This window comes from Ensifer sp. ENS10 (assembly GCF_014852025.1).
Classification (GTDB): domain Bacteria; phylum Pseudomonadota; class Alphaproteobacteria; order Rhizobiales; family Rhizobiaceae; genus Ensifer.
The window spans coordinates 560,199-583,474 of the sequence record NZ_JACVAS010000002.1 but is presented as its reverse complement, the minus strand read 5'-3'; the positions used below and the strand labels follow the sequence as shown (position 1 = coordinate 583,474).

Below are 23,276 nucleotides of genomic sequence, written 5' to 3'. Positions count from 1 at the left end.
TTAACCATATTTGCTTACCTGTTCTCAGGGGTTTTAACCGGAGTGGGGCAATGGTCAGGGCGAGCGGTTTCGTCATTTTTCTTCTTTCAAGCGTTCAGCTCGCGGCGGCTGCCGATATCGACGGTCCGCTGGTCGGGACGCAGGACGCCTATGAAGTGCCGGTGGAGCAAGCATCCGGCGGCATCGTCGGCTACATCGAGGGCTCCTATGGAGCCGGCGTCGATACACCCGGTGATATCGATACGGATGCATGGGACCTGCGCGGCGCCGTGAACTTCGATGCCGGTGCCGGCCTGAACCTGCAGGTCGATCTCGGCTACACGCGCGCGTCCTATGAAGACGTCGATACCAACAGCTATGACGGCGCGCTGCACGGCTACTACCGCAACGATCTCTATGCGGCCGGCGTCTTCGTGCAAGGCGCACGCCTCGACCCGGGCATTGGCGTCGATCTCAACGATTACATGGGTGGCGTCGAAGGGGCCTATTTCCTCGATACCTGGACGCTGCATGGCGCGGTCGGCTACGGCCAGGCGAGCGTGGAAGACTTCGACGACATCGACGCCGATCATTATATGGGCTCGCTCGGTGCCCGCATTTACGCGACCGACAACCTGCGCTTCGACGTCGACGGCTCGCTTCATCGCATGAGCGAAAACGACCTGGATTACGATCTGCGCAGCCTGAAGCTGACGGCCAACTACCGGCTGGACGCTTTCCCGGTCACGCTCTTTGCCGGCTACAAATACACCAACGAGGAGCTGTCGGGGCTGAGCGCATCGGTCTCCGGTGACACCAGCACCATCTTCGGGGGCCTGCGCTTCTCCTACGGTTCCGCGACGCTTAAGGAAGAAGAGCGCCTCGGCCCGGTCTGGTCCAACAACCGCCTGTCGTTCTGATCGGCTGTTTCGCAGTCTTGGGTATCCATTGCTGCTACGGCATCCGGGGCAGCCGCCGCTCGGATAAAACGACCTTCATCCGAGCGAGCTTGTGGGCGCAGCGACAAAGGGGGCCCTCGAAGCCATGCCTTTGAAGTCATGTTCAGGGTGGCCTTGCCGCTCAACCCCAACGCTTCCCCGCGCCAAGCGGGGAAAGCGAAACCTCCGCATTATTCGCCGGGCAAACGGGTCCTTCGAGCCTCACCGCAAGCTCCTCAGATAATCGGCCCGATCGAAGGGGTTGCTGCCCAATCGGGGGTGGGACGGCTGCGCGCCTGAGATCGGCGCGTAGTGATCGAACGTGCTTTCAAGCACGCCGGCTCCGCTCGTGAGCCCCGGCAATTGTCGCTGGACGCTCTGGACGATTACCGATGGCACGATCCCCGTCAGCCTGGCGATACCGCCATCGATCACCGCATCCGTCGTCGATGCGCCAGACTTTGCGAGGAGCGCATGGATGGCCGTCAAGGTCGATGCGGGCGCTTCGAGGTGGAAGCGGTCGATCGGCTCGCAGACGACCGTGCCGGCGGATGATAGCGCCGCGGCGAGGACCAGGGGCGTCAACCTGCGAAAATCGACGGCGGTGCTGGCGGGCGATGTCTGGCGCGCAGCCGTCATGGCGACGTGGCAATCGATCACCTGCCAGCCGAAGAGGCCTGCCTTCAGCGTCTCTGTAACGGCCTCCTCGACGGCCCTGTAAAAGCTCGCCGGCATCTGGCCCACGTCGACTTCCAGCGCGAAGCTGTTGCCCGCTGCTGCCGGCCGCGGTTCGATCCTGAGCCCGACCGTGGCAAGGAAAGGGTTCGGCTCCCGGAAGATGATCTCGATGCCGCTTCCGGTTCCGACTGGTCTTTCGACGCGGATGACGGTGCTTTCCTCAAAGATGACGCCGAGGCCGAAATCGACGGACAGGGTGGCCTCAATCACCTCTTTCTGCACCTCACCATAGAGCGAGACGAACATTTCGCTGGCATCGTCGTTGGTGCGCAGGTTGATGAACGGGTCCTGTTCGGCCAGCTGCTGCAGGGCAAGCCACAGCGCCGTGTTGTCAGAGGGGCGCGTCGGCCGCACGAGGGTTTCGAGCGTCGGCGGCGCGAAGTGAAACCCGCCGGAGGTGCTTGTGCCGGTCCCGACCTGATCGCCGATGCGGGGCTGGGCGAGCCCACCGATCTTGGCAATGCGGCCGGCCGTGAACTGATCGACCTTTTGCAAGCGGCCCTGATCGAAGAGCTGGATGCTCGTGACCTTCGCCGCACCGGCGGGAAGGGCGAGATAGTCGCGCGCAACCACCGTGCCCGACGTCAGGTTGAGGAAGGCGAGTTTTTCACCGCCCCAGCCGCGCTCGATCTTGAAGATCCTGCCCGCGACCGGCGCATCCGACGCCGGCTGCTTGCTCGGCAGAAGCGTCTCGATCGCGGCGATCAGGTCCTTCACACCGACGCCGGTCATGGCGATGCCGCAATAGACCGGATGCAGAAGGCCGGCGGCAAGCTGCGCGGCGAGCGCCGTCCTCAGCCGCTCGACGGTCAGGCGCTCGGGCGCCAGCACATAGTCGTCGAGCAAGGTCTCGTCGTTGGCGGCAAGCGCTTCTGAGAGCGCGGAGAAATATGGCTCCTCTTCAAAGTCGATTGCCTCCGCTCTCGCGTTCCGGCTGCCGGCGTCGATCGCCACCGACATCGCGACAGGGCGGACCGCGAGCTGGCTAGCGATCTCGTCGATGACCTCGGCGGGACGCGCCCCGAGGCGGTCGATCTTGTTGACGAAGAACAGGAAAGGGACGCCAAGCCGACGCAAGGCGCGCACCAGCACGCGCGTCTGCGCCTGCACGCCTTCCACCGCCGAGACGACCACCACGGCGGCATCGAGTGTTTGCAGCACCCGCTCGACTTCGGCGATGAAATCCGGGTGTCCGGGGGTGTCGATAAGGTTGACGACCAGGTCGCCAAGGTTGAACGACACGACGGAGGCGGCAATCGTTATGCCGCGCTGTCGTTCCAGTTCAAGGCTGTCGGTCTGGGTGTTGCCGCTATCGACGCTGCCGAGCTTGTCGATCGCGCCGGTATCAAAAAGCAGTCGTTCCGGTAAGGCTAGTCTTTCCTGCATCTACATGGGCGAGGATGCCCAGATTCAATGTGCGCATAATCCATCAGCTTCTCAAAAATTCGGATCTGGGTTTCTTGAGAAGTGACTCGGTGCATTGGGACCTCCAGCTTCGGCTTCTTTCCGGTACCGCGCCCTTTAATCGGCGAGGAGTACGCGTCGAATCTAATGACGCGCGGCTGCAGGCGTCAAGCGCTGCCGGCCAACTCTGAATTGGTGTTGCAGATTTGCGAGGGGGCGTGGAGGACGGAGGCACCAGGCATGACGTCGGGCTCGGACGCGGCCTGTACACTTGAAAGCGGTAGCCCCCAACGAAGGCTTCGCTTCAGCTCATCGAGCACTCTGCGCACCGCAAACCCGGTGCACATGTCGCGAAATACAATGCCTAGTAGCATTATTTAGTATGTGCTAACCTCTCGTCGCCATGAGGGCAAGAGGGAGGCGAATATGGACATGACACGCCGTGCCGTCGCTTTGGGAGGCGCTGGCCTGCTCGCAACGGTTTCAACTTTACCTGCGAATGCTCTGGAATCTCCGCTGATCGATCCGGTCGAGGCGGCTGACGAATTCTGGTTGGCGGTGGAAGCCTATATCTACGGCTATCCGCTGGTGACGACGGAAATGACCCGCCGCGTCGTCACCAATGTGGCACAGCCTGAGGGCAGCAAGGGGCCGATGGGGCATATCATCAAGCTTAGGGAGTATCCGAACGCTTCCTTCAAGGACGTGACCGCGCCGAACGCCGATACGCTTTATACGACGGCCTTCGTCGACGTCAGCAAGGAGCCCTGGGTGCTGTCGATCCCGGACATGAAGGATCGCTACTTCCTGTTCCCGATGCTCGACGGCTGGACGACGGTGTTTCAGGTGCCGGGCAAGCGGACGACCGGCAACGGGGCGCAGTCCTACGCGATCACCGGGCCCGGCTGGCAGGGCACCATTCCCGACGGCGTGACCGAATACAAGTCGGCAACGAGCGTCGTCTGGATCCTCGGTCGCATCTATTGCGATGGCTCGCCCGAGGACTATGCGGCGGTTCACGCGCTGCAGGATCAGTGCAAGCTCTCGCCGCTCAGCGCCTATGGCAAGGACTGGACGCCACCGGCGGGCAAGATCGACCCGACCATCGACATGAAGACGGCGGTGCGCGAACAGGTCAACCGCATGGACGCGGTCGAGTACTTCACATTGCTCTGCGAACTGATGAAGACCAATCCGCCGACGGCTGCGGATGCGGAAGCGGTCGCCAAGTTCGCCGAGATCGGCATCGTGCCCGGCAAGGATTTCGACAAGAGCAAGCTGGATGCCGCTTTCATCTCGCGCATTCCCGCCATGGCGTTCCATCGCATCATGCTGCATTTCAAGTTCAGCGATGGCGACGTCCAGGACATCAATGGCTGGGGCTTTACCACCAAGACCGGCATTTACGGCACGGGCTACCTGCAGCGTGCACTGATCACGGCGATCGGTCTCGGCGCCAATCGTCCTCAGGATGCGATCTATCCGACGTCGCTGAAATCCAAGGACGGCCTTTTCTCCCGCGCCTACCATGGCGCCAACAAATACGTCATCACCTTCCCGAAGGGGCAATTGCCGCCGGTGCGCGGTTTCTGGTCGATCACCATGTATGACGAGGACTATTTCTTCGTCGACAATCCGCTCAATCGCTATTCGATCAGCGCACGCGTCAGCCCCAAGGCCAATGCCGACGGGTCGACGGAGATCTACATCCAGAACGAAACGCCCGGAGCTGACAAGGAGAACAACTGGCTGCCCGCGCCGAAGGGCAAGTTCATCCTGATGATGCGGCTCTACTGGCCCGACGACAGCCCGCCGTCCATTCTCGATGGCTCATGGGTCATCCCGCCGGTGAAGAAGGCGGGATGATAGAGGCGCTATAGCACTTTGAATTGCTGCATGTTTTTGTCCTTTAATCGGGTACGATTAAAGGAAACATGCAGTAGCGCCGCGCGTCTTGTCAGACGCGCAAAGGTCGCTGTAGCACTTTGAATTGCTGCATGTTTTTGTCCTTTAACCGGGTACGGCTAAGGGAAACATGCAGCAGCGATCAGGCCACGGATACGCGCTTCGGCAGGACGAGATCGCCGACCGAGTAGGTGTGAAACTCGCTCCGGGAGACCTCGTCCAGCTTCCGGAACTTCTCCACGAACACCGGGTCGGAGAAGAACTCACCGACATTTCCGGTTCCCTGGATTGCCTCGACATTGACGACCGTCTGTCCGTCCGTGCTCTTCGCCAAGGTGCTCCACAAAAAGCCTTCCTTCCGTTCGGCGACGTAGTGCACGACGTCCTGGATAATCGCGAAGGCTTCCTCCTGCTTGCCGGGGTGAGCGTGGATGACGTTGACGACAAAGGTCGTCGGAGCGGGGGAAGCTGAGAAAGTGGGGGTAAGGCTCGTATTCATGGGGCTCTCCATTTGAACGTCGCAGCGCATCGACCGCGACGACATCTGGATATCGACGGAGAAATAGCGGATAAACGAGCGGGTATTCTCATCACTTCGGAAATTAATTCCGCAATCGGCAGACGATGGACAAGCTCGGAACGCTCAGCATTTTCATTCAGGTCGCAGAGGCAGGCAGCTTCGTGGCCGCCGGCCATCGGCTCGGCCTTTCGGGTTCTGCGGTCGGCAAGGCCATCGCGCGGCTCGAAGACGAGATGGGCGTGCGTCTCTTCAATCGGTCGACGAGAAGCATGGCGCTGACCGAGGACGGGAGCTTCTTTCTCGATACCTGTCGCCGCATCCAATCCGAATTCGAGGCAGCCCAGGCGCAGCTGTCGCGGTCGCACGCGACACCGCGCGGCCAGCTTCGTGTCAGCCTGCCCTTGGCCGGCATGCTCCTGATGCCGACCATATCGGATTTCATGCGAGCCTACCCATTGATCAACCTCGACCTCGATTTCACCGATCGGCTGGTCGACGTCATCGAGGAGGGCTTCGATGCCGTCATCCGAACAGGCGAGGTCAAGGATACGCGGCTCATGAGCCGCAAGCTCGGGACGTTCCGGCACAGGATCGTCGCGGCTCCGGAGTATCTCGCCGCGCACGGTCGGCCGAAGGTGCCGGAAGACCTGCTCGGGCATCGCTGCCTCCATCACCGGTACGCGAACTCCGGCCGCCTCGAACCCTGGCCGCTCTTTCGTCACGGGCACGAGGTCAAGCTCGATCTGCCCGTGACCACGGTTGCGAGCACACTCGAGCCCCTGATCTTCCTGGCGGAGCGATCCTTCGGCATCACCTGTCTGCCCCCGTTCGCCGTGTCGTCGGAACTGGCGGAAGGCAAGCTGGTATCGCTGCTGGAGGATTGCCTTCGCGAAACGGGCACATTCCGCGTGCTGTGGCCGACCAATCGATATCTCTCGCCAAAGGTCCGTGCCTTCGTCGACTTCATGGCCGCGAACCTGTTTGCCGAGTGACGGCCGGGCCGCACGGCAGGCGCCTTGTGTTATTCCAGCCGTTGCTAAAGCGCGACAAATGGCAGAAGCTCCGTCTACGCCCCTTTGGCCATGTGAGCCGGAGATGCAGACCATGACCGAAGCCTCTACCATGCAGCCGGCCAATCGCGGCGACGCCAGGATCTGCCGCGGATGCTGGGACCAGATGCACATGCCGATCCCCATTCGCGGGCCGCTGGCGCTGCCGTTTCGTGCCTTCGGCATCACCCGCAGCAAGATGAACCCGAACATCTGCACGATCTGCGAACGCTCCTTCCGTTACGTCAAGAAGCAGAGTCACGTTGCGGCAAGCGCGACCATTCTTTTTGCCGACATCCGCGGCTTCACCCATTTGTCCGAGCGCATCGAGCGCATCCGGCTCAGCGAAATCGTCAGCCTGTTTCAGGACCGCTGCGCCCAGGCGATCTGGGCGCATGACGGCATCGTCAACAAGCAGATGGGCGACGGGCTGATGGCGATCTTCAATTTTCCCATTATCAGGAAGGATCACGCGGAAGCCGCGATCCGGGCCGGGAGGGACATCCAGCGGCTCTGCGCGGCGGCACTTGGCAGCCTGCAGTTCGACGACCTCAAGGGAGAGACGCTCGGCGTCGGTGTCGGCATCCACTCGGGCGAGGTCGAGATCGGCGAGTTCTCGAGCTTCCGCAGCGATTTCACCGCGATCGGCGGCACGGTCAACCTGGCCTCAAGGCTCGAATCCCAGGCCGAGGCGGGCGAGATCCTGATCTCACCCGAGACCGCCGCCGAGGCGGCAGCGCTCACGATGGGCGCCGGAACCCGGCTGCTTGTCCTCAAGGGCATCGACCAACCGGTGGAGGCGCGGGTGCTGGCGGCGCACTGATCCGGCGCACCGTTGCAACTGGAGGGAGCCCACTCGCCGAAATGGTGTGTAGAGGGAGATTACACTGAGGCGATAGGGGTGGGCCCGGAGCAAGCTGCCAGCAGTTGGCGCGGATTTGCGCGACAACGTCCTTTGTGCCGCTGCCGCTGCGCCCTTGGGTGTCTCGTCGGGAAGGGAGCGCCTCGATGACCATTGCACACCATCAAGGCCCGGAACAGATGAAGGCCGAGCTGGAAGACAGCGAGCGGCTGCAGGCCATCAGCCTCGAACTGATCAAGGACGGGCGACCGCAGGCCGTCTACGAGACCATTTTGGATGGTGCGGCCGCCATCATGCGCTCGCAATTCGCCAGCCTGCAGATGCTGGATGCCGACCGGGGCGCCGCTGGAGAGCTACGCCTGCTTTCCCATCGCGGCTTCAGCGACGAGGCCGCGCAATTCTGGCATTGGGTCAGCATGGACCGGGCTTCCACCTGCGCGCTCGCCCTGCGCACCGGGCGGCGCGTCGTCGTTTCGGATGTCGAAACCGCTGCGTTCATGCAGGGTACGGCGGATCTGGCCCATTACCGGCAGAGCGGGATACGCGCCGTGCAGACCACGCCGCTCCATTCCCGCGTCGGAACGCTCATCGGGATGTTGTCGACCCATTGGGCGCATGTGCACCGACCGAAGGAGCGGGAACTGCGTCTCCTCGACGTGCTGGCACGACAGGCGGCCGACCTGATCGAGCGCGAGAAGACGGAGACGGCGCTTCGGGCGAGCGAGGAACGGTTGCGGACGGCGGTGGAGGTCGGCGGTCTGGGGCTCTGGGACTGGAATGTCCTAACCGGAGAGGTGCATTGGAGCGACGAGTATTTTCGCATGCTGGGTTACGGGGTGGACGAGGTGACGCCCAGCTATGAAAACTGGTCCGCGCGCATCCACCCGGATGACCGGGCGGAGACCGAGGCCTTGCTGCAGCACGCGCGGGAGGCCCGCACAGAGTTCGTCACGGAGTTTCGCACCCTGCATCCGAATGGCGCCGTTCGCTGGCTGCACGGCCGCGGCCGTTTCTTCTACGATCAAGGCGGGCAGGCGATCCGCATGGTGGGCGCGATGACCGACACCACCGAGCGGCGGCAATGGGAAGACCGCCAGAAGGCGCTGGTTGCCGAGCTGCAGCATCGCACCCGAAACCTCATGGCGGTTGTCCGGGCCGTTGCCGAAACCACCGCCCGCAGAGCCAAGGACCTGCCGGATTTCAGCGCGCATTTTCGCAGCCGCCTGTCGGCGCTGGCCAGGGTCCAGGGCCTGTTGTCGCGCCTGGCCAACCAGCAGCGGGTCACCTTCGATGAGCTGCTCCGGGCAGAACTGGCGGCGGTGGATGCGGATATGGGGCGTGTGCGGCTGGACGGTCCCAGCGGCGTGAAGCTGCGTTCGTCGACGGTGCAAACGCTGACCATGGCCCTTCATGAACTGGCCAACAATGCCGTCAAGTACGGTGCCTTGGGTCAGGCCGGTGCAGCACTTTCCGTTCGCTGGCATGTCGAGGCCGGGCAGGATCAAAAGCTCTGGCTTCACATCGACTGGCACGAAAGCGGCGTGCGCATGCCGCCGGCAACCGGTGCCGGCGAGGGCATCGGGCACGGGCGCGAACTGATCGAGCGGGCGCTGCCCTACCAGCTTGAGGCGAGAACGAGCTTCGCCCTTGGGCCGAATGGCCTGCGCTGCACCATCTCCATGCCGGTCTCCGAGCTCAACATGGCTCGATGAGGCAGGCTTCGACACTGTTCTGCAACCTTGCTCTGCCACTGCGAAGACACATCGCGAGGGGGGACGCGACTACCCGGCCAGAGGGGCTTCCATGAAGATGAGATGGTTGCGCAGTTCGGGAGGTGCTTTGTAGTAGGGTGCGATCTCCTGGAATCCCAGGGAGCGGTAGAGGCTCAACGCCTCATCGTGGTTGCGGCCGGTATCCAGCCGCATGGCGGCATAGCCCCGCTCGGCAGCCACGCGCACGAGGGCCTCGGCGAGACGGCGGCCCAGCCCCAAGCCTCGGCCCTCCGGGCTGATGAACATTCGCTTCATCTCGCATGTACGTTCGTCGATCCGCTGCATCATCACACAGCCGACCACCTTTCCGTTCAGGCGGGCAACAAGAATCTCCCCATCTGGAGCCGAATGGATTTTCGGCAGGCTGTCCAGGAGTGCGGCCCATTGTTCCGGCGTGTAGTACCGGTCGACGAACCAGGCGTTTTCGCCATAGCGCGATCGGCACCAGTCGAGGAAGCCGTTGCACAAGGATCGAATGGCAGGAAAGTCGTCAGCTTCGGCCGGGCCGATCTCGGAGTTCTGTTCCATCGCTGCGCTCCACTCACGAATTCTGCATCGGAAAGCGGGCGCTCCGTCCCGAGTTCCGCGGCCACCGAAAGGGAGGCCACAGTCGGGCCGGGCTCAAGGACTTGTCCGCTCTGACGAATGTCGTGGTTTCTGCCGCAACTGTAGTCGAAAAAGGCCCTGTTGACCATTTGCCGGTGCTGAGCGCGGCGCGCTTCTGCTTCCGCAAAAACGTGGGGCTTGCCGCGTCCCGCCATCCGGTGTTAATTGCATGCCATCGCGAAAAGCGACTGCTTCCCTTGATCCGCTCAGTGGCGGAGTAAACAGGTGGACGAATCCACGTCCAGGCAGTCAAGCACACGCCATCCCTGCCGTTTGAGCACGGATCGGCCAGCGTTTCCCAAAACCTATCGCCTGCATCGTCAGGTCACCCAATCGCAAGGCATCGGCGCCTCTTGGCGTGGGCGTGCTTGCGTTGATCGGAACGCATCATGAAGAAATCCCTCATCGTCATTTTTACTGCCATTGTGCTCGATGCCGTGGGCATCGGCCTCATCTTTCCCATCCTGCCTTCGCTGCTGAAGGACGTGATCCATGCCGACAACGTGGCGCCCTATATCGGCACGATGACCGCGCTCTACGCGGTCATGCAGTTCATCTGCGCGCCGGTGCTGGGTGCGCTCAGCGATCGGCTGGGCCGCCGGCCCGTGCTCTTGATCTCGCTCGCGGGTGCTGCGGTCAACTATCTGTTCCTCGCCTTTGCGCCCAATCTCTGGATGCTCTTTGCGGGCCGTGCGATCGCCGGGCTGACGAGCGCCAACATGTCGGTCGCAACCGCCTACCTCACCGACATCACGCCCGAGGACAAGCGTGCGCAGCGCTTCGGCCTGTTCAACGCCATGTTCGGCATCGGCTTCATCATCGGCCCGGTTCTCGGCGGCGTGCTCGGCGACCACTGGCTGCGTTTGCCCTTCGTCGCCGCGGCGGTCCTGAACGGCTGCAATTTGGCTCTGGCGTACTTCGTGCTGCCGGAGTCGCGCGCACCGAGCCGCGAGAGGATCGACCTTGCCGCGCTCAACCCGCTTCGGCCGCTGCGCTGGGTGTTCTCGGTGAAGAGCGTGCTGCCGATCGTCTTTCTCTTCCTGATCTTCAGCGCCACGGGCGAGGCCTATGGCACCTGCTGGGCGCTCTGGGGCAGCGAGACGTTCCAGTGGAACGGGCTCTGGATCGGCCTATCGCTCGGCGCCTTTGGCGTCTGCCAGACGTTTGCCCAGGCGGTTCTCCCGGGACCGGCCGTAAAACGCTTCGGCGAGCGCGGCGCCATTCTGGTGGGCGTCGCCGGCGTCTGCGTTGCCCTGACCGTCATGGCCTTTGCGACCGAGGGCTGGATGATCTTCGCGATCATGCCGGTCTTTGCGCTCGGCGGCATCGGCGTGCCGGCGCTGCAATCGCTCGCGACCCGGCAGGTCGACGAGAACCAGCAGGGCCAGTTCCAGGGCGTGCTGGCCTCGGCCGTGAGCCTGGCATCGATCATCAGTCCGCTCGCGTTCTCGAGCATCTACTTCGTCGTTCGCGCGCAATGGCCGGGCGCGATCTGGCTTTCGGTCGTCGTCGTTTATGCGCTGGGCGGGCTGCTGGTTCTCGGCCTGCGCCTGACGAAACCGGTGGCGGCCTCAGTCGCGTCATAACGCCCCGCGGGGCATGTGGATGGGATCGCAATGATCCCATCCGCTGCCGAGCGGGACGATGCTCCGAGGGGCTATTTCGATGGGCGATCCAGCCGCATCACCTTCTCCTCGCCGAGCATCATGCCGGTCTCGCGGAAACCGAAGCGGTGATAAAGGGCGTGGGCGCGGGTGTTTTCAGGGTAGACGCCGAGATAGATGTCGCCGCATTCGGGGATGCCGGCCATATGTTCCAGCAGGGCGGCAAGCGCCTTGACACCGTAGCCCTTGCCCTGGTGGCGGGCGTCGATCATCAGGCGGTAGATCCAGTGGTTGCCGTCATCCGGATCGAGCGCATACATGGCGAAGCCGACGGGGGCGCCTTCGGCTATCACAGCAAAGCCGACGCATTCGGGGCGTTCGGCGAGTTCTTGCAGCGACTCCTCGTTGCTGGCGATGAAGTCCATCTGGTTTTCATGCACGTCCAGTTTTCGGATGGTGTCGGGATCGACGGCATCGACTGGCAAAAGTGTGATCGTCATTCGTTTCCTCGTGTTTGACGCTCGGTGCCGGTATCCGGCGCGGCGTTTGCAGCACGCCCCTCATCCGCACGGTGAGGATTGCCCCTCATCCGCACGGTGAGGATTGCTCCTCATCCGCCTGCCGGCACCTTCTCCCCGCCTGCGGGGAGAAGGGACGCTGTGGCGCCTGCCTGTGTCCATCTCTAGCGTTCGCAGGTCGGGCCAATACGGTCTGGTCGCAGCCTTCAACCGGCTACGGCGAGGCGGGACGCTTACCGTTTCCCTCTCCCCACAGGCGGGGAAAAGGGGAGGGTGAGGGGCAGATTTGCGCGACGCGTGGCGCGTGTTCCGCCGGGAAAAGGCGTCAATAACAATTTGATTTATAAGTTGTTTCTGTTCAGGCCGAATCCGGCCCCCGGCAAGTCTAGCGCGGGAATCCGGAAAGGCGAGTCCTTGTCGTTAGGCTGCATTGCGGGAACATTGCGGGGCCGCTCTCGGCACTTCCGCCGGCTCCTGAGGATCAGTCTTCGTCCAGGATGCGCGGCTCGGGCGCGCCCGACCATTGAAAGGTGATGGTGCGGCCCTGGCGGATGTTCTGGATGACGGCGGGGCGGAAGACGGCGAGGCATTCGCCCTCGGGGTCGCGGGCGGAAGGGTAGATCAGGCCGTTGCCGCCTTCCGCCAGAATGGTGGCGGCGAGCGCCTGGCCGGCGGGGTAGGCGACCGTGGTATCGGGATCGAGATAGGCGGCTCCCTTTTCTCCGCGCGCATCATGAAAGCGGCAGGTGAAGCCGGCGATCAGTTCGCGGTAGCGGCCGATGTCGTGAAAGCTGCCGGCTTCGCTGAGCGCCCGGGTGCGGTGATAGACGATTTCCGCCTGGCAGGTTTGAAGCGCGCGCGGGCCGAAGGCGCAATACCAGGCGCCGCGCTCCTCGCCGTTGAAGCGGTTGCCCGGCGGGCGCGCATGGCAGAAGGCGGCATTGATCAGCGACCAGCCGTAGCCGAAGGTCTCGTTCAGCAGTTCGGCCGGATCGACGCCGACAGGCAGGGCGAGGGGGCTGAGGCGCGCCGAGGTGATCGCCTCCAGCCGGTTGAGGATATCGATCTCGTCGTCATCGTCGGCCAGCGGCTTGACGGCGGGCTCGTCAATATAGGCGGTCGAGATCAGCCGGACGGTCGCCGGCTCGTTGAAGTCGTTCTCTGATATCATAGGCCGCCGCGCAGGCCATCGAGATAGCGTCGCACCTTCAGCATCACCGGAATGCCGCCCTCGATCATGAGATCGACGGGCGAGTGGCCATTGAACAGCGGACCGGTATTGACCGCCTTCGGCCATTGATAGGTGAGCGGGCCGTTGAAGAAGAGCCGCAGCCCCTTGAAGATGCCGACGATCAGGCTCGCGCGCATGCGCTTGTCCTGGTCGAGCCTGCCCTTGAAGTCACCGGCCTTCATGCGGTTCCAGGTGGCGATCGGCACGTCGAAGAGCTGGGCGGCCTCCCTGTTGGTGAGGTTCCAGAAGTCGCAGGCTTTGACCACGGCCTTGACGATAACCGCCTCTTCCTGCCGGGCCGCTTGCCGATCGGGGGCGAAAGCCGGTTGAGCGCTGGCCATTTTTGTCTCCTATGCCGCGACTTCGTGTATCATATGATATGAAATGGCGATGCTGGGCGAGAAGTCAAGGGGCGATGGCGACGTTTGCTGTGCGGGGTGCTGCCGGAGAGACATCACCGCCGTGGCTCCGGCTGGATCGGAATTTTCCTGCGTGCGTGCCTCTGATGGGGAGCGATCGGTTCTCGAGGTCGATCCAACCCGTCAATTCAGGCCGGCACGGGCAAGTCCCTCGATGAGACGCGCCCGATCCTCGGCGCGAACGAAAGAAGATGTTGCTGCGACGGCGTCCCGTGAGATGTCAGGGACTAGCGACTTAAGCCGTCCGAGCAAGTCCGTGGCAGCCTCCTGGTTGTCCAGAAGTCCGGCACAGGCCGTGCCGATGATCAGCGGAACCGCGTGGCCGGACCGCAAGCGATGCGCCTCCCGTGCGTAACTCAATCCAAGTTCGTAATTCGCGCCCTGGAAATAAGCCATGGCGTAGTAAAACTGAAAGTCGCCGAGAAAAGCCTCGCGGGGGCTCAGTCTGAGGGCGTAGTCGATGCAAGGAATGGCGTCCGCCGCGCGGCCCCCGTTGGCATGCGCAAGCCCCAACTGGCCGTGCGCAAACGCGGAGTTGGGGTTGATCGCGACAGCCTGGCTGATCGCTGCCATCGCCAGGACATTGTCACGCGTCGCAAAGGCTATCATCGCCTGCGCAAGGTAAGTCCACTGTTCCTTATCGTCCGCGGCAATGGCTTGTTGGACGAAATCCCTGGCAAGGGCCAGGGCGTGTCCCATGTCCTCCCACCCCTGGAACGCGCGCCACACGGTAATCCAACCTTTCATCGCGAGCGCCTGGGCATAACCGGGAGCCAGTCCGATTGCCCGATCGAGCAGGGGGAGCATCTTGCCGCTGCTCTCCTCAGACAACTGGGAACACAGGAACACCGCCCGCACGACACATTCCCAAGCATCAAGGCCATGATGCGGCTTGGGGCTTTCGCGGGCATGCTCTGCCGCCAGGAGTTCCGGCCCGATGCGGCCGACGACGCTTGCAGTGATTTCGTCCTGAATGACGAAGATGTCGCCGAGGTCGCCGTCGTACCTCTCGGCCCAGAGTTGGACTTCGGAGGCCGCATCGATGAGCTGCGCGGTCACCCTTACCCGGTTGCCGGACTTGCGCACACTCCCCTCGAGAATATAGCGGATCCCGAGTTCGCGCCCGATGGCGCGCACATCCACGGGCTTTCCCTTGTAGGTGAACATCGTGTTGCGGGCGATCACGAAGAAGCCCTTGAGCTTGGATAGCGCGGTGGTGATGTCCTCGGTGAGTCCATCGCTGAAGAAGTCCTGCTCCGGGTCGGCGCTCATGACGTTGAACGGCAGCACGGCAATGGATGGTCGATCCGGAAGTGCGGGCCTGGGCGATACCGTTCCTGCGGTCGTCCTTTCCAGAAGGGGGCGGTACAGTCGCACCGGCCGCTCCATGTTCTTGAGCGCGCGTTCGCCGAGGTACTCATAGCCGCAGTCAAGCTTGCCCGGGAGGTGATCGTACGCCGTGCCGGAAATGCAAATGCCGCCTGGATCCGCCAAGGTCTGGAGGCGGGCCGCGATGTTGACGCCATCGCCGTAGAGATCCCCATCAACCTCATGGATCACATCACCGAGATTGACGCCGATCCGGAAGATGATGCGTCGCTCCGTCGGGATATCGGCCTGGTTCTCGGCAACCCCCTTCTGGATGGCGACCGCGCACGCGACGGCATCGACGACCGAGCCGAACTCCACGAGCGCACCGTCGCCCATCAGCTTGACAATACGGCCCTGATGGTCGGCCAGCAGCGGATCGATCACCTCCCGGCGCAGAACCTTGAGGGCCGACACCGTCCCAGCCTCGTCATGTTCGACGAGGTGGGAATAGCCGACGACATCAGCGGCCAGGATCGCGGCCAGCCGCCGCTCTGCTCTTGCAGTTGCCATGGCTGTCTCCCCCTCAGGAGATCCGCCGGATGAAGCCAGGCAATTGACGCGACATGCACCATCCGGCTGCCCGACACCGCGACCGTGCTGGTTCATGATACCACTGAGACGGTCGTATAGCGACGCTTCACGAGAGTACCGCCTTCAACAGGAACAGGATCCGCGAAGCGGTCACTGCAAAGGTCTGTTGCGGTCCAATGGAGAAGGGAGGTCGGTTTTCCTCACGAGATCGCGTCGGCCTTCATCGGAATCTTGTGGCACTTGCTCCATGATGCTGAAGAGGCGTTGGCGAGCCGGATAGGGCACCTTCCTCTACAAATGCGGCCCCAGCAGCGACAGATCCGCTTCGCCGAGCCGGTCCTTGGCGCTCCGGAGCTGGTGCCAGTAGGGGTAGATCACCGGCGGCAGGCTGACGGCGTCGAGCAGTTCCTTTTCCTCGTCGGAAAGCTTCAGGCCGGCGGCGGCGAGGTTGTCGCTGAACTGTGCTTCCGTGCGGCCGCCGATGATGACGGACGTGACGCCCTTGCGGCCGATCAGCCAGGCGAGCGCCACCTGCGCCGGGGAGACGCCGCGCTCGCCTGATATCGCCACCAGCATGTCGACGATCTTCCACAGCCGCGCCTCGTCGCGGATCGGCGGCTCGTTCCAGCCGGCGAGCTGGCGCGTTCCCTCTGATGTCTCGCCCGGCCGATGCTTGCCCGAGAGCAGGCCGCCTGCAAGCGGGCTCCAGACGAGCACGCCGAGCCCCTGATCGATCGAGATCGGCATCAGTTCGTATTCGGCCTCGCGGGCTTCCAGCGTATAGTGGATCTGCTGGCTGACGAAGCGCTGCCGGCCCTCGAGCGCGCTGATGCCGAGCGCCTTCATGATGTGCCAGCCGGAATAGTTGGAGCAGCCGATGTAGCGGACCTTGCCGCTTCGGACGAGGCTGTCGAGCGCTTCCATCGTTTCTTCGAGCGGCGTCTGGCCATCCCATTCATGCACCTGGTAGAGATCGATGACGTCGGTCTTCAGCCGCTTCAGGCTCGCCTCGCAGGCGGCGATCAGATGGTGGCGCGAGAGCCCGCCGTCGTTCGGTCCGGGCCCCATGGAGAAGCGTGCCTTGGTGGCGACCAGCACGCCGTTCTTGCGCTTGCCGCCAAGCACCTCGCCGATGATCTGCTCTGAGTAGCCGGTCGAATAGATATCGGCGGTGTCGATCAGGTTGACGCCGGCGTCGAGGCAGAGATCGACGTAGCGGCGGGCGTCCTTGAGGCCGACATTGCCGACCTCGGCGAACTTGCCGCGGCCGCCAATCGTCATCGTGCCCATGGTGATAACAGAGATTTTCAGGCCGGAGCGGCCGAGCAGCCGGTATTCCATGGTCTCGGATCCTTTGCTGATGCGCTGGGAAAGCAACGAAAACGCAAGCCTCCGTTGTGGAACAAACCGAAGGCGACAGGCGGTAAGGTAGCGGCCTGTGCCGGGCGGGCAAGATGTGTATGCCTGCACCGTCCTGCAATCGGATGTTGCGGTTCTTGAGGCTCCTGTTTCTTAGGGCTGGCTTGAAGATGGCGGAATGCTATCGTCTCTGCCGAGAGATGAGGGGGGTCACTCGATGAGCGTTGCCAAGAGTTTGCTGTCCGCATAGGCAATCGCTGCCGGCCTGTGTTGCGTGGTCGCGCCTTCGACGGCGAACGCGGCTGAAAACGGTGCCGGCTTCTATCTGCTCGGTGCCCGTGGCCCGATGGCCGGCCTTCTCGCACCGCCCGGAACCTACTTTCAGAACGACACCTATTTCTATGTCGGTGAGCTCAAGGGCAACAAGCAGCTTCCGCTCGGCGGCCAGATCGTCGGCGAAGTCGACGCGACCCTGATCGGCGTCTTCGGCACCGGCCTCTGGGTCATGCCCGAGGAGGTGCAAGGCGGCAATCTCGGCTTTACCGCGATCGTGCCTTTCGGCGGCCCCGACATCGATGCAACGCTGTCAGCGCCGAGGGCCGGCCGTTCGGCCTCCGCAAGCGACTCGATCTTCACCATCGGCGACCCGGTGGTTGGCGTCGTGCTCGGCTGGCACGAAGGCGATTTCCACTGGACGGCGAACGCCAGCCTCAACGTGCCGATCGGCGACTACCAGAAAGGCGAGCTCGCCAATCTCTCCTTCAATCGCTGGGCAGGCGACTTCACCCTTGCCGGCACCTGGTTCAACCCGGAAGCCGGTTTCGACCTTTCGGGTGCCGCGGGCTTCGCCTTCAACGGCGAGAACCCGGCGACGGACTATCGCACGGGTACGGAATTCCACGCGGAATGGGCGGTTACCAGGCACTTCGGCCAGGAATTCTCCGCCGGCGTGGCGGGCTACTTCTACCAGCAGGTGACGGGCGACAGCGGTCCCGGTGCAAGCCTCGGCGACTTCAAGGGCCGTATCGCCGCAATCGGCGGCACCATGGGCTACAATTTCAAGATGGCCGAGACGCCGGTCTCTCTGACGCTGAAGATTTTCCAGGAATTCGGCGCCAAGAACCGGCCGGAGGGTTCCGCCGGCTTCGTCACCATCGCCTTCCCCATCGGCACGCCGCCGGCGCAGGTGAAGTAGCATCGACTATAGAGGGAAGCCCCTCATCCGCCTGCCGGCACCTTCTCCCCGCGGGCGGGGAGAAGGGACATGTGGCAACCGCTCGTCTCAACAGCAAGCATCTTCGATTTTTCTCTGACGGCGGCTCCGCTCGACAACGCTGCGAAGGGGCACGTTCCCTCCCCCCGCAGACGGGGAGAGGGTTAGTCCTCGGGTTAACCCCGAGGAGAGGGGCAAGCTTCGCTCATGCTGGCGCTTTCAGGAGCGGACGGGGCGGTGGAAGGCGTCACCGCGTCTTTCCCATATCGATTCACGAAGGCGCTCTATCTCCCTGTATCCCCTTGTGTTTCTAGCGCTTGGCTCACATCTCGAAAAACCGCTCGGGCATCAGGTTCCGGTAGGGAAACATATGGAAATAAGGCCGCGCTTCGGTGAGCACGCGGCGCACGGAGGCGCGCTCAAGCAGGCGCTCGAAATAGGCTGCGAGATGCGGGTATTTCTCATCGAAGGGCTCGACGATGCCGCCATAGAAGAGCGCAGGCGTGGCCGCGCAATCGGCAAGGCTGAAGGCATCGCCGGCGGCGAAGGTGTTCTCAGTGAAATGCTTGTCGGCCATGCCATAGGCAACGGCAAGGGAAGCGCGGGCGTCGGTGACGCCGCGATGGTCGTTTTCGCCTGATGCACGCAGCGTATCGGTGACGATCTTCTGCATCGGCACATGGATGTAGAGATCGAAGAAGCGATCCCAGAGGCGCGCCTTGAGGGCCGTATCCTGATCGTCGGGGATCAGCCGCTGGCGGCCGGGATAGTGGCGGTCGAGATATTCGATGATGATGGAGGTTTCGGGCATCACGACATTACGGGCGCTGTCGGTCAGAACCGGCATCTTGCCGACCGGCCAGAGTGCTGCAAAGCGGGCCGCTTCCTCAGGATCGAGCAGATCGACAAGGCTGCTCTTGAAGGGGGTATCGTTCTCGTAAAGCGCGATCAGCACCTTATGGCAGAAGGACGCAAGCGGATGCTGGTAAAGCGTGAGGGACATGCGGACGGTCTCCGGCTCGGACGGTTCCAATGAATGGATGGCGCTTCGATAGAACTAGCGCCGCGCTTTCGATTGTCGATCTCGACAATGATATAATTTCACAACCGGTTTAAATTGACAATCAGATTATGGGCATCCGGCGACGCCGATTGTCGACGCAGCGGGCACCGGAACTGTGCCGAATTTGCGCATAGCCATTGAAAGCGCAAAAGCTGCCCTAGAATTAATAGAGTAAGGGCGTCGCAACGCTCGGCGCCTTCTGGCAATCGCGACAGGGGAGGATCGCCGATGCGCTGCTTCACGGTACTTGGGCCCTCACAGACCGGAAAAACCACGCTGGCAGAAAAGCTGGCCGGTCTGGAGGGGGCCTCCAGAAAAGCTGTTTCGCCCTATGGACTGAACCTCACGGAATTCGAGTTTGGCGGCGAACCCTGGTGCGCGCTCGATGCACCCGGCGGAACCGAGGCGCTTGGCCACGCGCAGCATGCGCTGATTGCCAGCGATGCCTGCGTGCTCTGCGTCTCGCCGGCGCCGGAGGAGGCGGTGCTGGCCGCGCCCTATCTCAAGGTGATCGAGGCCTCGGGCACGCCCTGCATTCTCTTCATCAACCGCATGGACGAGCCGCGGGCGCGGCTGCGTGACGTGATCGCCGCGCTCCAGGACTATTCCGGCCACATGCTGCTCCTGCGCCAGGTGCCGATCCGCGAAGGCGACAAGATTGTCGGCACCTGCGACCTGATCTCCGAGCGCGCCTGGCGCTACCGCGAAGGCCAGACCTCGGCGCTGATCGAGATCCCCGATACGGTGATGGAGCGCGAGAAGGAGGCGCGCACCGAACTGCTGGAACATTTCTCCGAGTTCGACGACTGGCTGCTCGAGGAGCTGATCGAAGATCGGGCACCGGCAAGCGACACGATCTACGCGATCTCCACGCGGCTGCTTAAGGAAAACCGGATCATCCCGGTGCTGGTCGGCTCGGCGAGCCATGCCAATGGCATCATGCGGCTGATGAAGGCGCTGCGCCATGAGGCGCCCGCTGTCGATGCGCTTCGAAACCGGCTGGCTGCGGCCGGCTCGATTGCCGAAACCACCCTTTCGGCTGTCAGCTTCCATGCCTACCACCGCGCCAATGTCGGCAAGACCGTGCTGGTGCGGGCGCTGACATCGGGGATCAAGCAGGGCGCAACGCTCGGCGGCGGCAGCCTCGGCTCGCTGCAGGACCCGGCGACCGGAAAACCGCTGCCAAACGCCACGCCGGAGGCGGGCGCGATCATCGCGGCGGTCAAATCCGAGCATCTGCCGGTGCCGGCGCTGCTTGCCGGCAATAGCACGGCCGAGGCGCCGGACTGGACGGTGCCGCCGACGCCGATGCTGGAGCGCATCCTGGTGCCGGACAGCGAGCGCGACGAGACCAAGCTTTCCGGCACGCTCGCCAAACTCGCCGAGACCGACCGCGGGCTTGCGGTCATGCAGGAGGAGGGAACCGGCGCCCAGCTCGTCTGCGTGCAAGGGCCGATGCACCTGCGCGATCTCTGCAAGACGCTCGCCGACGTCTTCCACGTCGGCGTCACCGACAAGCCACCGAGCCCGACCTATCGCGAGACGGTGCTGAAACCCTCCGACGTGCATTATCGCCACCGCAAGCAGACGGGTGGCGCCGGGCAATTTGCCGACGTCAAGCTCAGCGTGCACCCGAACGAGCGCGGCACCGGCTTCTCCTTTGCCGAGACGGTGAAGGGCGGGGCGGTGCCGCGCAACTTCATCCCGGCGATCGAGGCCGGGGCGCGGGAGGCGATGGAGAAAGGCCCGCTCGGCTTTCAGGTGATCGATGTCGGCGTGACCTTGACCGACGGCCAGCACCATTCGGTCGACAGCAACGACTTCGCCTTTCGGGCGGCGGCCAAGATGGGCGTGCGCCAGGCGCTGTCGCAGGCCTCCGCCGTGCTGATGCAGCCGGTCATCCGCATCGAGATCCACATCCCCTCGATCTATTCCGGCAGCCTGGTGCCGATTGTCTCCACCTACAAGGGCCAGGTGCTCGGCTTCGACCGCGACGAGACCGCCAAGGGCTGGGACATCTTTCGCGCACTGGTGCCCGGATCGGCGCTCGACGATCTCGCCCGGGCACTGCGGGCGGCCACGCAGGGGATCGGCTACTTTTCCAAGAGCTTCGACCATTTCGAGGAGCTCTACGGCAAGGAGGCCGATGCGGTGATCCACGCGCATGGGGCGCAGCAGGCGGGGTGAGGCGAGCGGCCCTTCGGGCAGATGTCGGTGTTCATGGGGTGGTGCGGACGGCTCAACTCGATTGCCGGGCTCTACGGCGCCGCGCGTCTTATCAGACGCGCAAAGGTCGCTGTAGAACTTTGCTTGGCTGCATGTCGCGCAAGAGCGCCGCGCTTCAGGCTGCCAGGCTGGCGATCCTGGGAATGAACCAGAGCATCGCGCTGGTGCCGATGCCGTAGGCGATTGCCCGGCGCGCGAAGGCGGCGTGGTAACCAACCACCGCGCGCCCCGCCCAGGCAACCGCCAGAGCCGCGGCAACGAAGATGATCTGTCCCGCCTCGACACCGAGGTTGAAGGTCAAGAGGCTCAGCGGCACATCCGATTGCGGTAATCCGATCTCCTTCAGCGCGCCGGAGAAGCCGAAACCGTGCAGCAGGCCGAAGGCGAAGGCGACGACCCAGGGATAGGTTTCCGACAGGCGCGCTTCGTTCGGTCTGGCCTTGAGCAGTTCGCTTGCGACGAAGGCAATGCTGAGGGCGATCGTTGCTTCGACCGGCTTCTGGGGAAGGCTGAAATAGCCGAGCGACGCTCCGGCAAGCGTGATGCTGTGGGCGACGGTGAAGGCCGTGATCGTCTTGAACAGCATCCAGCGGTCATGGATCAGCAACATGAGCGCGAGCACGAAGATCAGATGATCGAAACCCAGGAGTATGTGCTCGACGCCGAGCAGGAAATAGGTCCGGGCCACTTCAAGACTGGGCTGGGTGCCGGCCGCAGTGAAGGTGGGCGCCTCGGGCATGAGGCGCCCAACCTCGGTGCCGCCATTCTCGTATTCGATGCGCACCAGTGCTTCGGTCAGCGTGGCCTTGAGCCCGTCGATGACGATCGTGCCATTCCGCAATCCCCCCGCGCAGTCGACGGTCCACCGCTCAAGATAGGCGCTGCCTTCGAACCACCGGATCGGCGTGGCCCTTTCGATGCACTGTTTTGGCAGATGCGCGTCGAGCGCCAGCCGCATCCTGCCCTGCGCCGGCACCTTCCAGAGAACGGCGAAGGTGTCGTGCGCCGTTTCGCGTATGTCGAGATATGCCGGCCGAACCTCATGAGCGATAGCGGAAGCGCCGAGCAGCAGGAGGATCGGCAAGGCGAGAAGCGCGCCAAGCGGTCTCATCAGTTGTCTCCTGCAGCGGTGGCGGCTTCGACGCTCACCTGGTAGCGAGCGAGCAATTCACCGAAGCGTTGCTGCTCAAGTTGGGCACGCTTGGCGTTTTCCCACTCCCTTGCCACTTCGTCGCGGACGTCCTTGAGTTGCGGCACCCGGCCCGGCGCATGCTCGGACACCCGGACCAGATGGAGGCCGAAGCTGCTGGCGATCGGCCCCGTCCACTGACCGAGCGGAGCCTTTTCGAGCCCGTCCGCAAGGTCGCCGCCGAAGGTCTGGTCGATCGCCGCCTTGCTTGTGAGCAGAACTGCCGCGGGAAGCAGGGAGACATCGCCAAGCGAAGCAGGGTCGGCCATTTCGTTGCTGCGGAGCTCCGCGAGCAAGGCGGCGGCGTCCTCAGCAATCGTGTCGCCGTGCCGGGCGGGATTGAGAAACACCTGCTCGAATGCCAGCTTCGCATCGGTGGCGAAGGTTGCCGGATTGGCCTCGAGATAGGCTTCCAGTTCCGGATCGGTGACCGTCACGGGGACGGCGTCGGCGGCGTTCAGGAACTCCATTTTCTGGCGCAGGCGGCGGCGCACGACCGTGTCGTCCCGGTCGAGCCCGAGTTCCAGCGCCTGGCGGACCAGAATTTCTTCCTTCACATAGTCGTCGATCATGCCTTTCAGCTCGTCCGCCGTCGGCGAGCGCTGCCAGGTCTTGGTGAAGACCTTTGCCATCTGCTCGATCTTCGACGCACTGACGACGATTTTTTCCGGCGCATCGGCGCCGGTGCGCAGAAGGCCGTGCGCGGCGAAAATCAAAAGTGCAAGTGCCAGGAAATGGACCAGCGGCTCTCGTAAGATGCGTTTCAGCATGGCCGTGCT

General features: G+C 63.3%; 18 protein-coding genes and 1 pseudogene. 8 read left to right on the top strand and 11 right to left on the bottom strand.

What is annotated here, in order from left to right; translation table 11 throughout:
• The first annotated feature begins 50 nt into the window (after positions 1–50).
• A complete protein-coding gene (locus IB265_RS09790) occupies positions 51–899 on the top strand; it encodes a hypothetical protein (RefSeq protein ID WP_057253830.1) in 849 nt (282 codons plus the stop codon).
• A 240-nt stretch (positions 900–1,139) separates the two neighbouring features.
• On the opposite strand, the pseudogene IB265_RS09785 reads toward IB265_RS09790, so the two are convergent.
• Positions 1,140–3,078 (bottom strand): annotated as a pseudogene (locus tag IB265_RS09785) (GTP-binding protein).
• A gap of 407 nt (positions 3,079–3,485) precedes the next feature.
• On the opposite strand from IB265_RS09785, the gene IB265_RS09780 reads away from it, so the two are divergent.
• On the top strand, positions 3,486–4,925 hold the full coding sequence (locus IB265_RS09780; RefSeq protein ID WP_057253831.1) for a DUF1254 domain-containing protein: 1,440 nt from the start codon (positions 3,486–3,488) through the stop codon (positions 4,923–4,925).
• Positions 4,926–5,106: 181 nt separating this feature from the next.
• On the opposite strand, the gene IB265_RS09775 is transcribed toward IB265_RS09780, so the two are convergent.
• The gene (locus tag IB265_RS09775) at positions 5,107–5,463 is read right to left on the bottom strand and encodes an antibiotic biosynthesis monooxygenase (RefSeq protein ID WP_057253833.1); all 357 of its coding nucleotides are present in this window, start codon (positions 5,461–5,463) and stop codon (positions 5,107–5,109) included.
• A 125-nt stretch (positions 5,464–5,588) separates the two neighbouring features.
• Here IB265_RS09775 and IB265_RS09770 point away from each other — a divergent pair, with 125 nt between their 5' ends.
• The 3 genes from IB265_RS09770 to IB265_RS09760 all read left to right on the top strand — a co-directional run bounded on the left by IB265_RS09770 (position 5,589) and on the right by IB265_RS09760 (position 9,107).
• On the top strand, positions 5,589–6,476 hold the full coding sequence (locus IB265_RS09770) for a LysR family transcriptional regulator (protein WP_057253834.1): 888 nt from the start codon (positions 5,589–5,591) through the stop codon (positions 6,474–6,476).
• A 112-nt stretch (positions 6,477–6,588) separates the two neighbouring features.
• Entirely contained in the window at positions 6,589–7,356 is a 768-nt protein-coding gene (locus tag IB265_RS09765) for an adenylate/guanylate cyclase domain-containing protein (RefSeq protein WP_057253836.1), read from the top strand.
• A 218-nt stretch (positions 7,357–7,574) separates the two neighbouring features.
• On the top strand, positions 7,575–9,107 hold the full coding sequence (locus IB265_RS09760; protein ID WP_162261324.1) for a sensor histidine kinase: 1,533 nt from the start codon (positions 7,575–7,577) through the stop codon (positions 9,105–9,107).
• 69 nt (positions 9,108–9,176) lie between these two features.
• Here the strand turns inward: IB265_RS09760 and IB265_RS09755 are convergent, their stop codons facing one another.
• Positions 9,177–9,695, bottom strand: a complete 519-nt coding sequence (locus IB265_RS09755) for a GNAT family N-acetyltransferase (protein WP_057253840.1) — start codon at positions 9,693–9,695, stop codon at positions 9,177–9,179.
• A gap of 467 nt (positions 9,696–10,162) precedes the next feature.
• Here IB265_RS09755 and IB265_RS09750 point away from each other — a divergent pair, with 467 nt between their 5' ends.
• Positions 10,163–11,359 (top strand): TCR/Tet family MFS transporter, encoded by a 1,197-nt coding sequence (locus tag IB265_RS09750; RefSeq protein ID WP_057253842.1) that lies wholly within the window; start codon positions 10,163–10,165, stop codon positions 11,357–11,359.
• A gap of 71 nt (positions 11,360–11,430) precedes the next feature.
• Here IB265_RS09750 and IB265_RS09745 read toward each other — a convergent pair whose 3' ends face one another.
• From IB265_RS09745 to IB265_RS09725, 5 genes are all read right to left on the bottom strand, one after another.
• A complete protein-coding gene (locus IB265_RS09745; protein WP_057253844.1) occupies positions 11,431–11,877 on the bottom strand; it encodes a GNAT family N-acetyltransferase in 447 nt (148 codons plus the stop codon).
• Positions 11,878–12,376: 499 nt separating this feature from the next.
• Positions 12,377–13,066, bottom strand: a complete 690-nt coding sequence (locus IB265_RS09740; protein ID WP_057253846.1) for an RES family NAD+ phosphorylase — start codon at positions 13,064–13,066, stop codon at positions 12,377–12,379.
• A complete protein-coding gene (locus IB265_RS36660; RefSeq protein WP_057253848.1) occupies positions 13,063–13,467 on the bottom strand; it encodes an antitoxin Xre-like helix-turn-helix domain-containing protein in 405 nt (134 codons plus the stop codon). Before IB265_RS36660 ends, IB265_RS09740 begins: the two co-directional genes overlap by 4 nt.
• A gap of 201 nt (positions 13,468–13,668) precedes the next feature.
• Positions 13,669–15,426 carry an adenylate/guanylate cyclase domain-containing protein gene (locus IB265_RS09730; RefSeq protein WP_057253850.1) on the bottom strand — a complete coding sequence of 586 codons (1,758 nt, stop codon included), beginning with the start codon at positions 15,424–15,426 and terminating at the stop codon, positions 13,669–13,671.
• Positions 15,427–15,738: 312 nt separating this feature from the next.
• Positions 15,739–16,788, bottom strand: a complete 1,050-nt coding sequence (locus IB265_RS09725) for an aldo/keto reductase (RefSeq protein ID WP_057254418.1) — start codon at positions 16,786–16,788, stop codon at positions 15,739–15,741.
• 292 nt (positions 16,789–17,080) lie between these two features.
• Between IB265_RS09725 and IB265_RS09720 the strand changes: the two genes are divergently transcribed.
• On the top strand, positions 17,081–18,001 hold the full coding sequence (locus IB265_RS09720) for a transporter (RefSeq protein ID WP_309140278.1): 921 nt from the start codon (positions 17,081–17,083) through the stop codon (positions 17,999–18,001).
• A gap of 340 nt (positions 18,002–18,341) precedes the next feature.
• Here IB265_RS09720 and IB265_RS09715 read toward each other — a convergent pair whose 3' ends face one another.
• Positions 18,342–19,022 (bottom strand): glutathione S-transferase family protein, encoded by a 681-nt coding sequence (locus IB265_RS09715; protein ID WP_057253852.1) that lies wholly within the window; start codon positions 19,020–19,022, stop codon positions 18,342–18,344.
• Between the two features lie 288 nt (positions 19,023–19,310).
• On the opposite strand from IB265_RS09715, the gene IB265_RS09710 reads away from it, so the two are divergent.
• The gene (locus IB265_RS09710; RefSeq protein WP_112994454.1) at positions 19,311–21,269 is read left to right on the top strand and encodes an elongation factor G; all 1,959 of its coding nucleotides are present in this window, start codon (positions 19,311–19,313) and stop codon (positions 21,267–21,269) included.
• 154 nt (positions 21,270–21,423) lie between these two features.
• Here the strand turns inward: IB265_RS09710 and IB265_RS09705 are convergent, their stop codons facing one another.
• Positions 21,424–22,419, bottom strand: a complete 996-nt coding sequence (locus IB265_RS09705; RefSeq protein WP_112994453.1) for a HupE/UreJ family protein — start codon at positions 22,417–22,419, stop codon at positions 21,424–21,426.
• Positions 22,419–23,267 (bottom strand): peptidyl-prolyl cis-trans isomerase, encoded by an 849-nt coding sequence (locus IB265_RS09700; RefSeq protein WP_112994530.1) that lies wholly within the window; start codon positions 23,265–23,267, stop codon positions 22,419–22,421. Before IB265_RS09700 ends, IB265_RS09705 begins: the two co-directional genes overlap by 1 nt.
• Positions 23,268–23,276 lie beyond the last annotated feature (9 nt).

What these genes read in the sequence shown, in the direction of transcription:
- IB265_RS09790 (WP_057253830.1), top strand. Translation starts at nt 51, where the DNA reads ATGGTCAGGGCGAGCGGTTTCGTCATTTTTCTTCTTTCAAGCGTTCAG.
- IB265_RS09780 (WP_057253831.1), top strand. Translation starts at nt 3,486, where the DNA reads ATGGACATGACACGCCGTGCCGTCGCTTTGGGAGGCGCTGGCCTGCTC.
- IB265_RS09775 (WP_057253833.1), bottom strand. Translation starts at nt 5,463, where the DNA reads ATGAATACGAGCCTTACCCCCACTTTCTCAGCTTCCCCCGCTCCGACG.
- IB265_RS09770 (WP_057253834.1), top strand. Translation starts at nt 5,589, where the DNA reads ATGGACAAGCTCGGAACGCTCAGCATTTTCATTCAGGTCGCAGAGGCA.
- IB265_RS09765 (WP_057253836.1), top strand. Translation starts at nt 6,589, where the DNA reads ATGACCGAAGCCTCTACCATGCAGCCGGCCAATCGCGGCGACGCCAGG.
- IB265_RS09760 (WP_162261324.1), top strand. Translation starts at nt 7,575, where the DNA reads ATGAAGGCCGAGCTGGAAGACAGCGAGCGGCTGCAGGCCATCAGCCTC.
- IB265_RS09755 (WP_057253840.1), bottom strand. Translation starts at nt 9,695, where the DNA reads ATGGAACAGAACTCCGAGATCGGCCCGGCCGAAGCTGACGACTTTCCT.
- IB265_RS09750 (WP_057253842.1), top strand. Translation starts at nt 10,163, where the DNA reads ATGAAGAAATCCCTCATCGTCATTTTTACTGCCATTGTGCTCGATGCC.
- IB265_RS09745 (WP_057253844.1), bottom strand. Translation starts at nt 11,877, where the DNA reads ATGACGATCACACTTTTGCCAGTCGATGCCGTCGATCCCGACACCATC.
- IB265_RS09740 (WP_057253846.1), bottom strand. Translation starts at nt 13,066, where the DNA reads ATGATATCAGAGAACGACTTCAACGAGCCGGCGACCGTCCGGCTGATC.
- IB265_RS36660 (WP_057253848.1), bottom strand. Translation starts at nt 13,467, where the DNA reads ATGGCCAGCGCTCAACCGGCTTTCGCCCCCGATCGGCAAGCGGCCCGG.
- IB265_RS09730 (WP_057253850.1), bottom strand. Translation starts at nt 15,426, where the DNA reads ATGGCAACTGCAAGAGCAGAGCGGCGGCTGGCCGCGATCCTGGCCGCT.
- IB265_RS09725 (WP_057254418.1), bottom strand. Translation starts at nt 16,788, where the DNA reads ATGGAATACCGGCTGCTCGGCCGCTCCGGCCTGAAAATCTCTGTTATC.
- IB265_RS09715 (WP_057253852.1), bottom strand. Translation starts at nt 19,022, where the DNA reads ATGTCCCTCACGCTTTACCAGCATCCGCTTGCGTCCTTCTGCCATAAG.
- IB265_RS09710 (WP_112994454.1), top strand. Translation starts at nt 19,311, where the DNA reads ATGCGCTGCTTCACGGTACTTGGGCCCTCACAGACCGGAAAAACCACG.
- IB265_RS09705 (WP_112994453.1), bottom strand. Translation starts at nt 22,419, where the DNA reads ATGAGACCGCTTGGCGCGCTTCTCGCCTTGCCGATCCTCCTGCTGCTC.
- IB265_RS09700 (WP_112994530.1), bottom strand. Translation starts at nt 23,267, where the DNA reads ATGCTGAAACGCATCTTACGAGAGCCGCTGGTCCATTTCCTGGCACTT.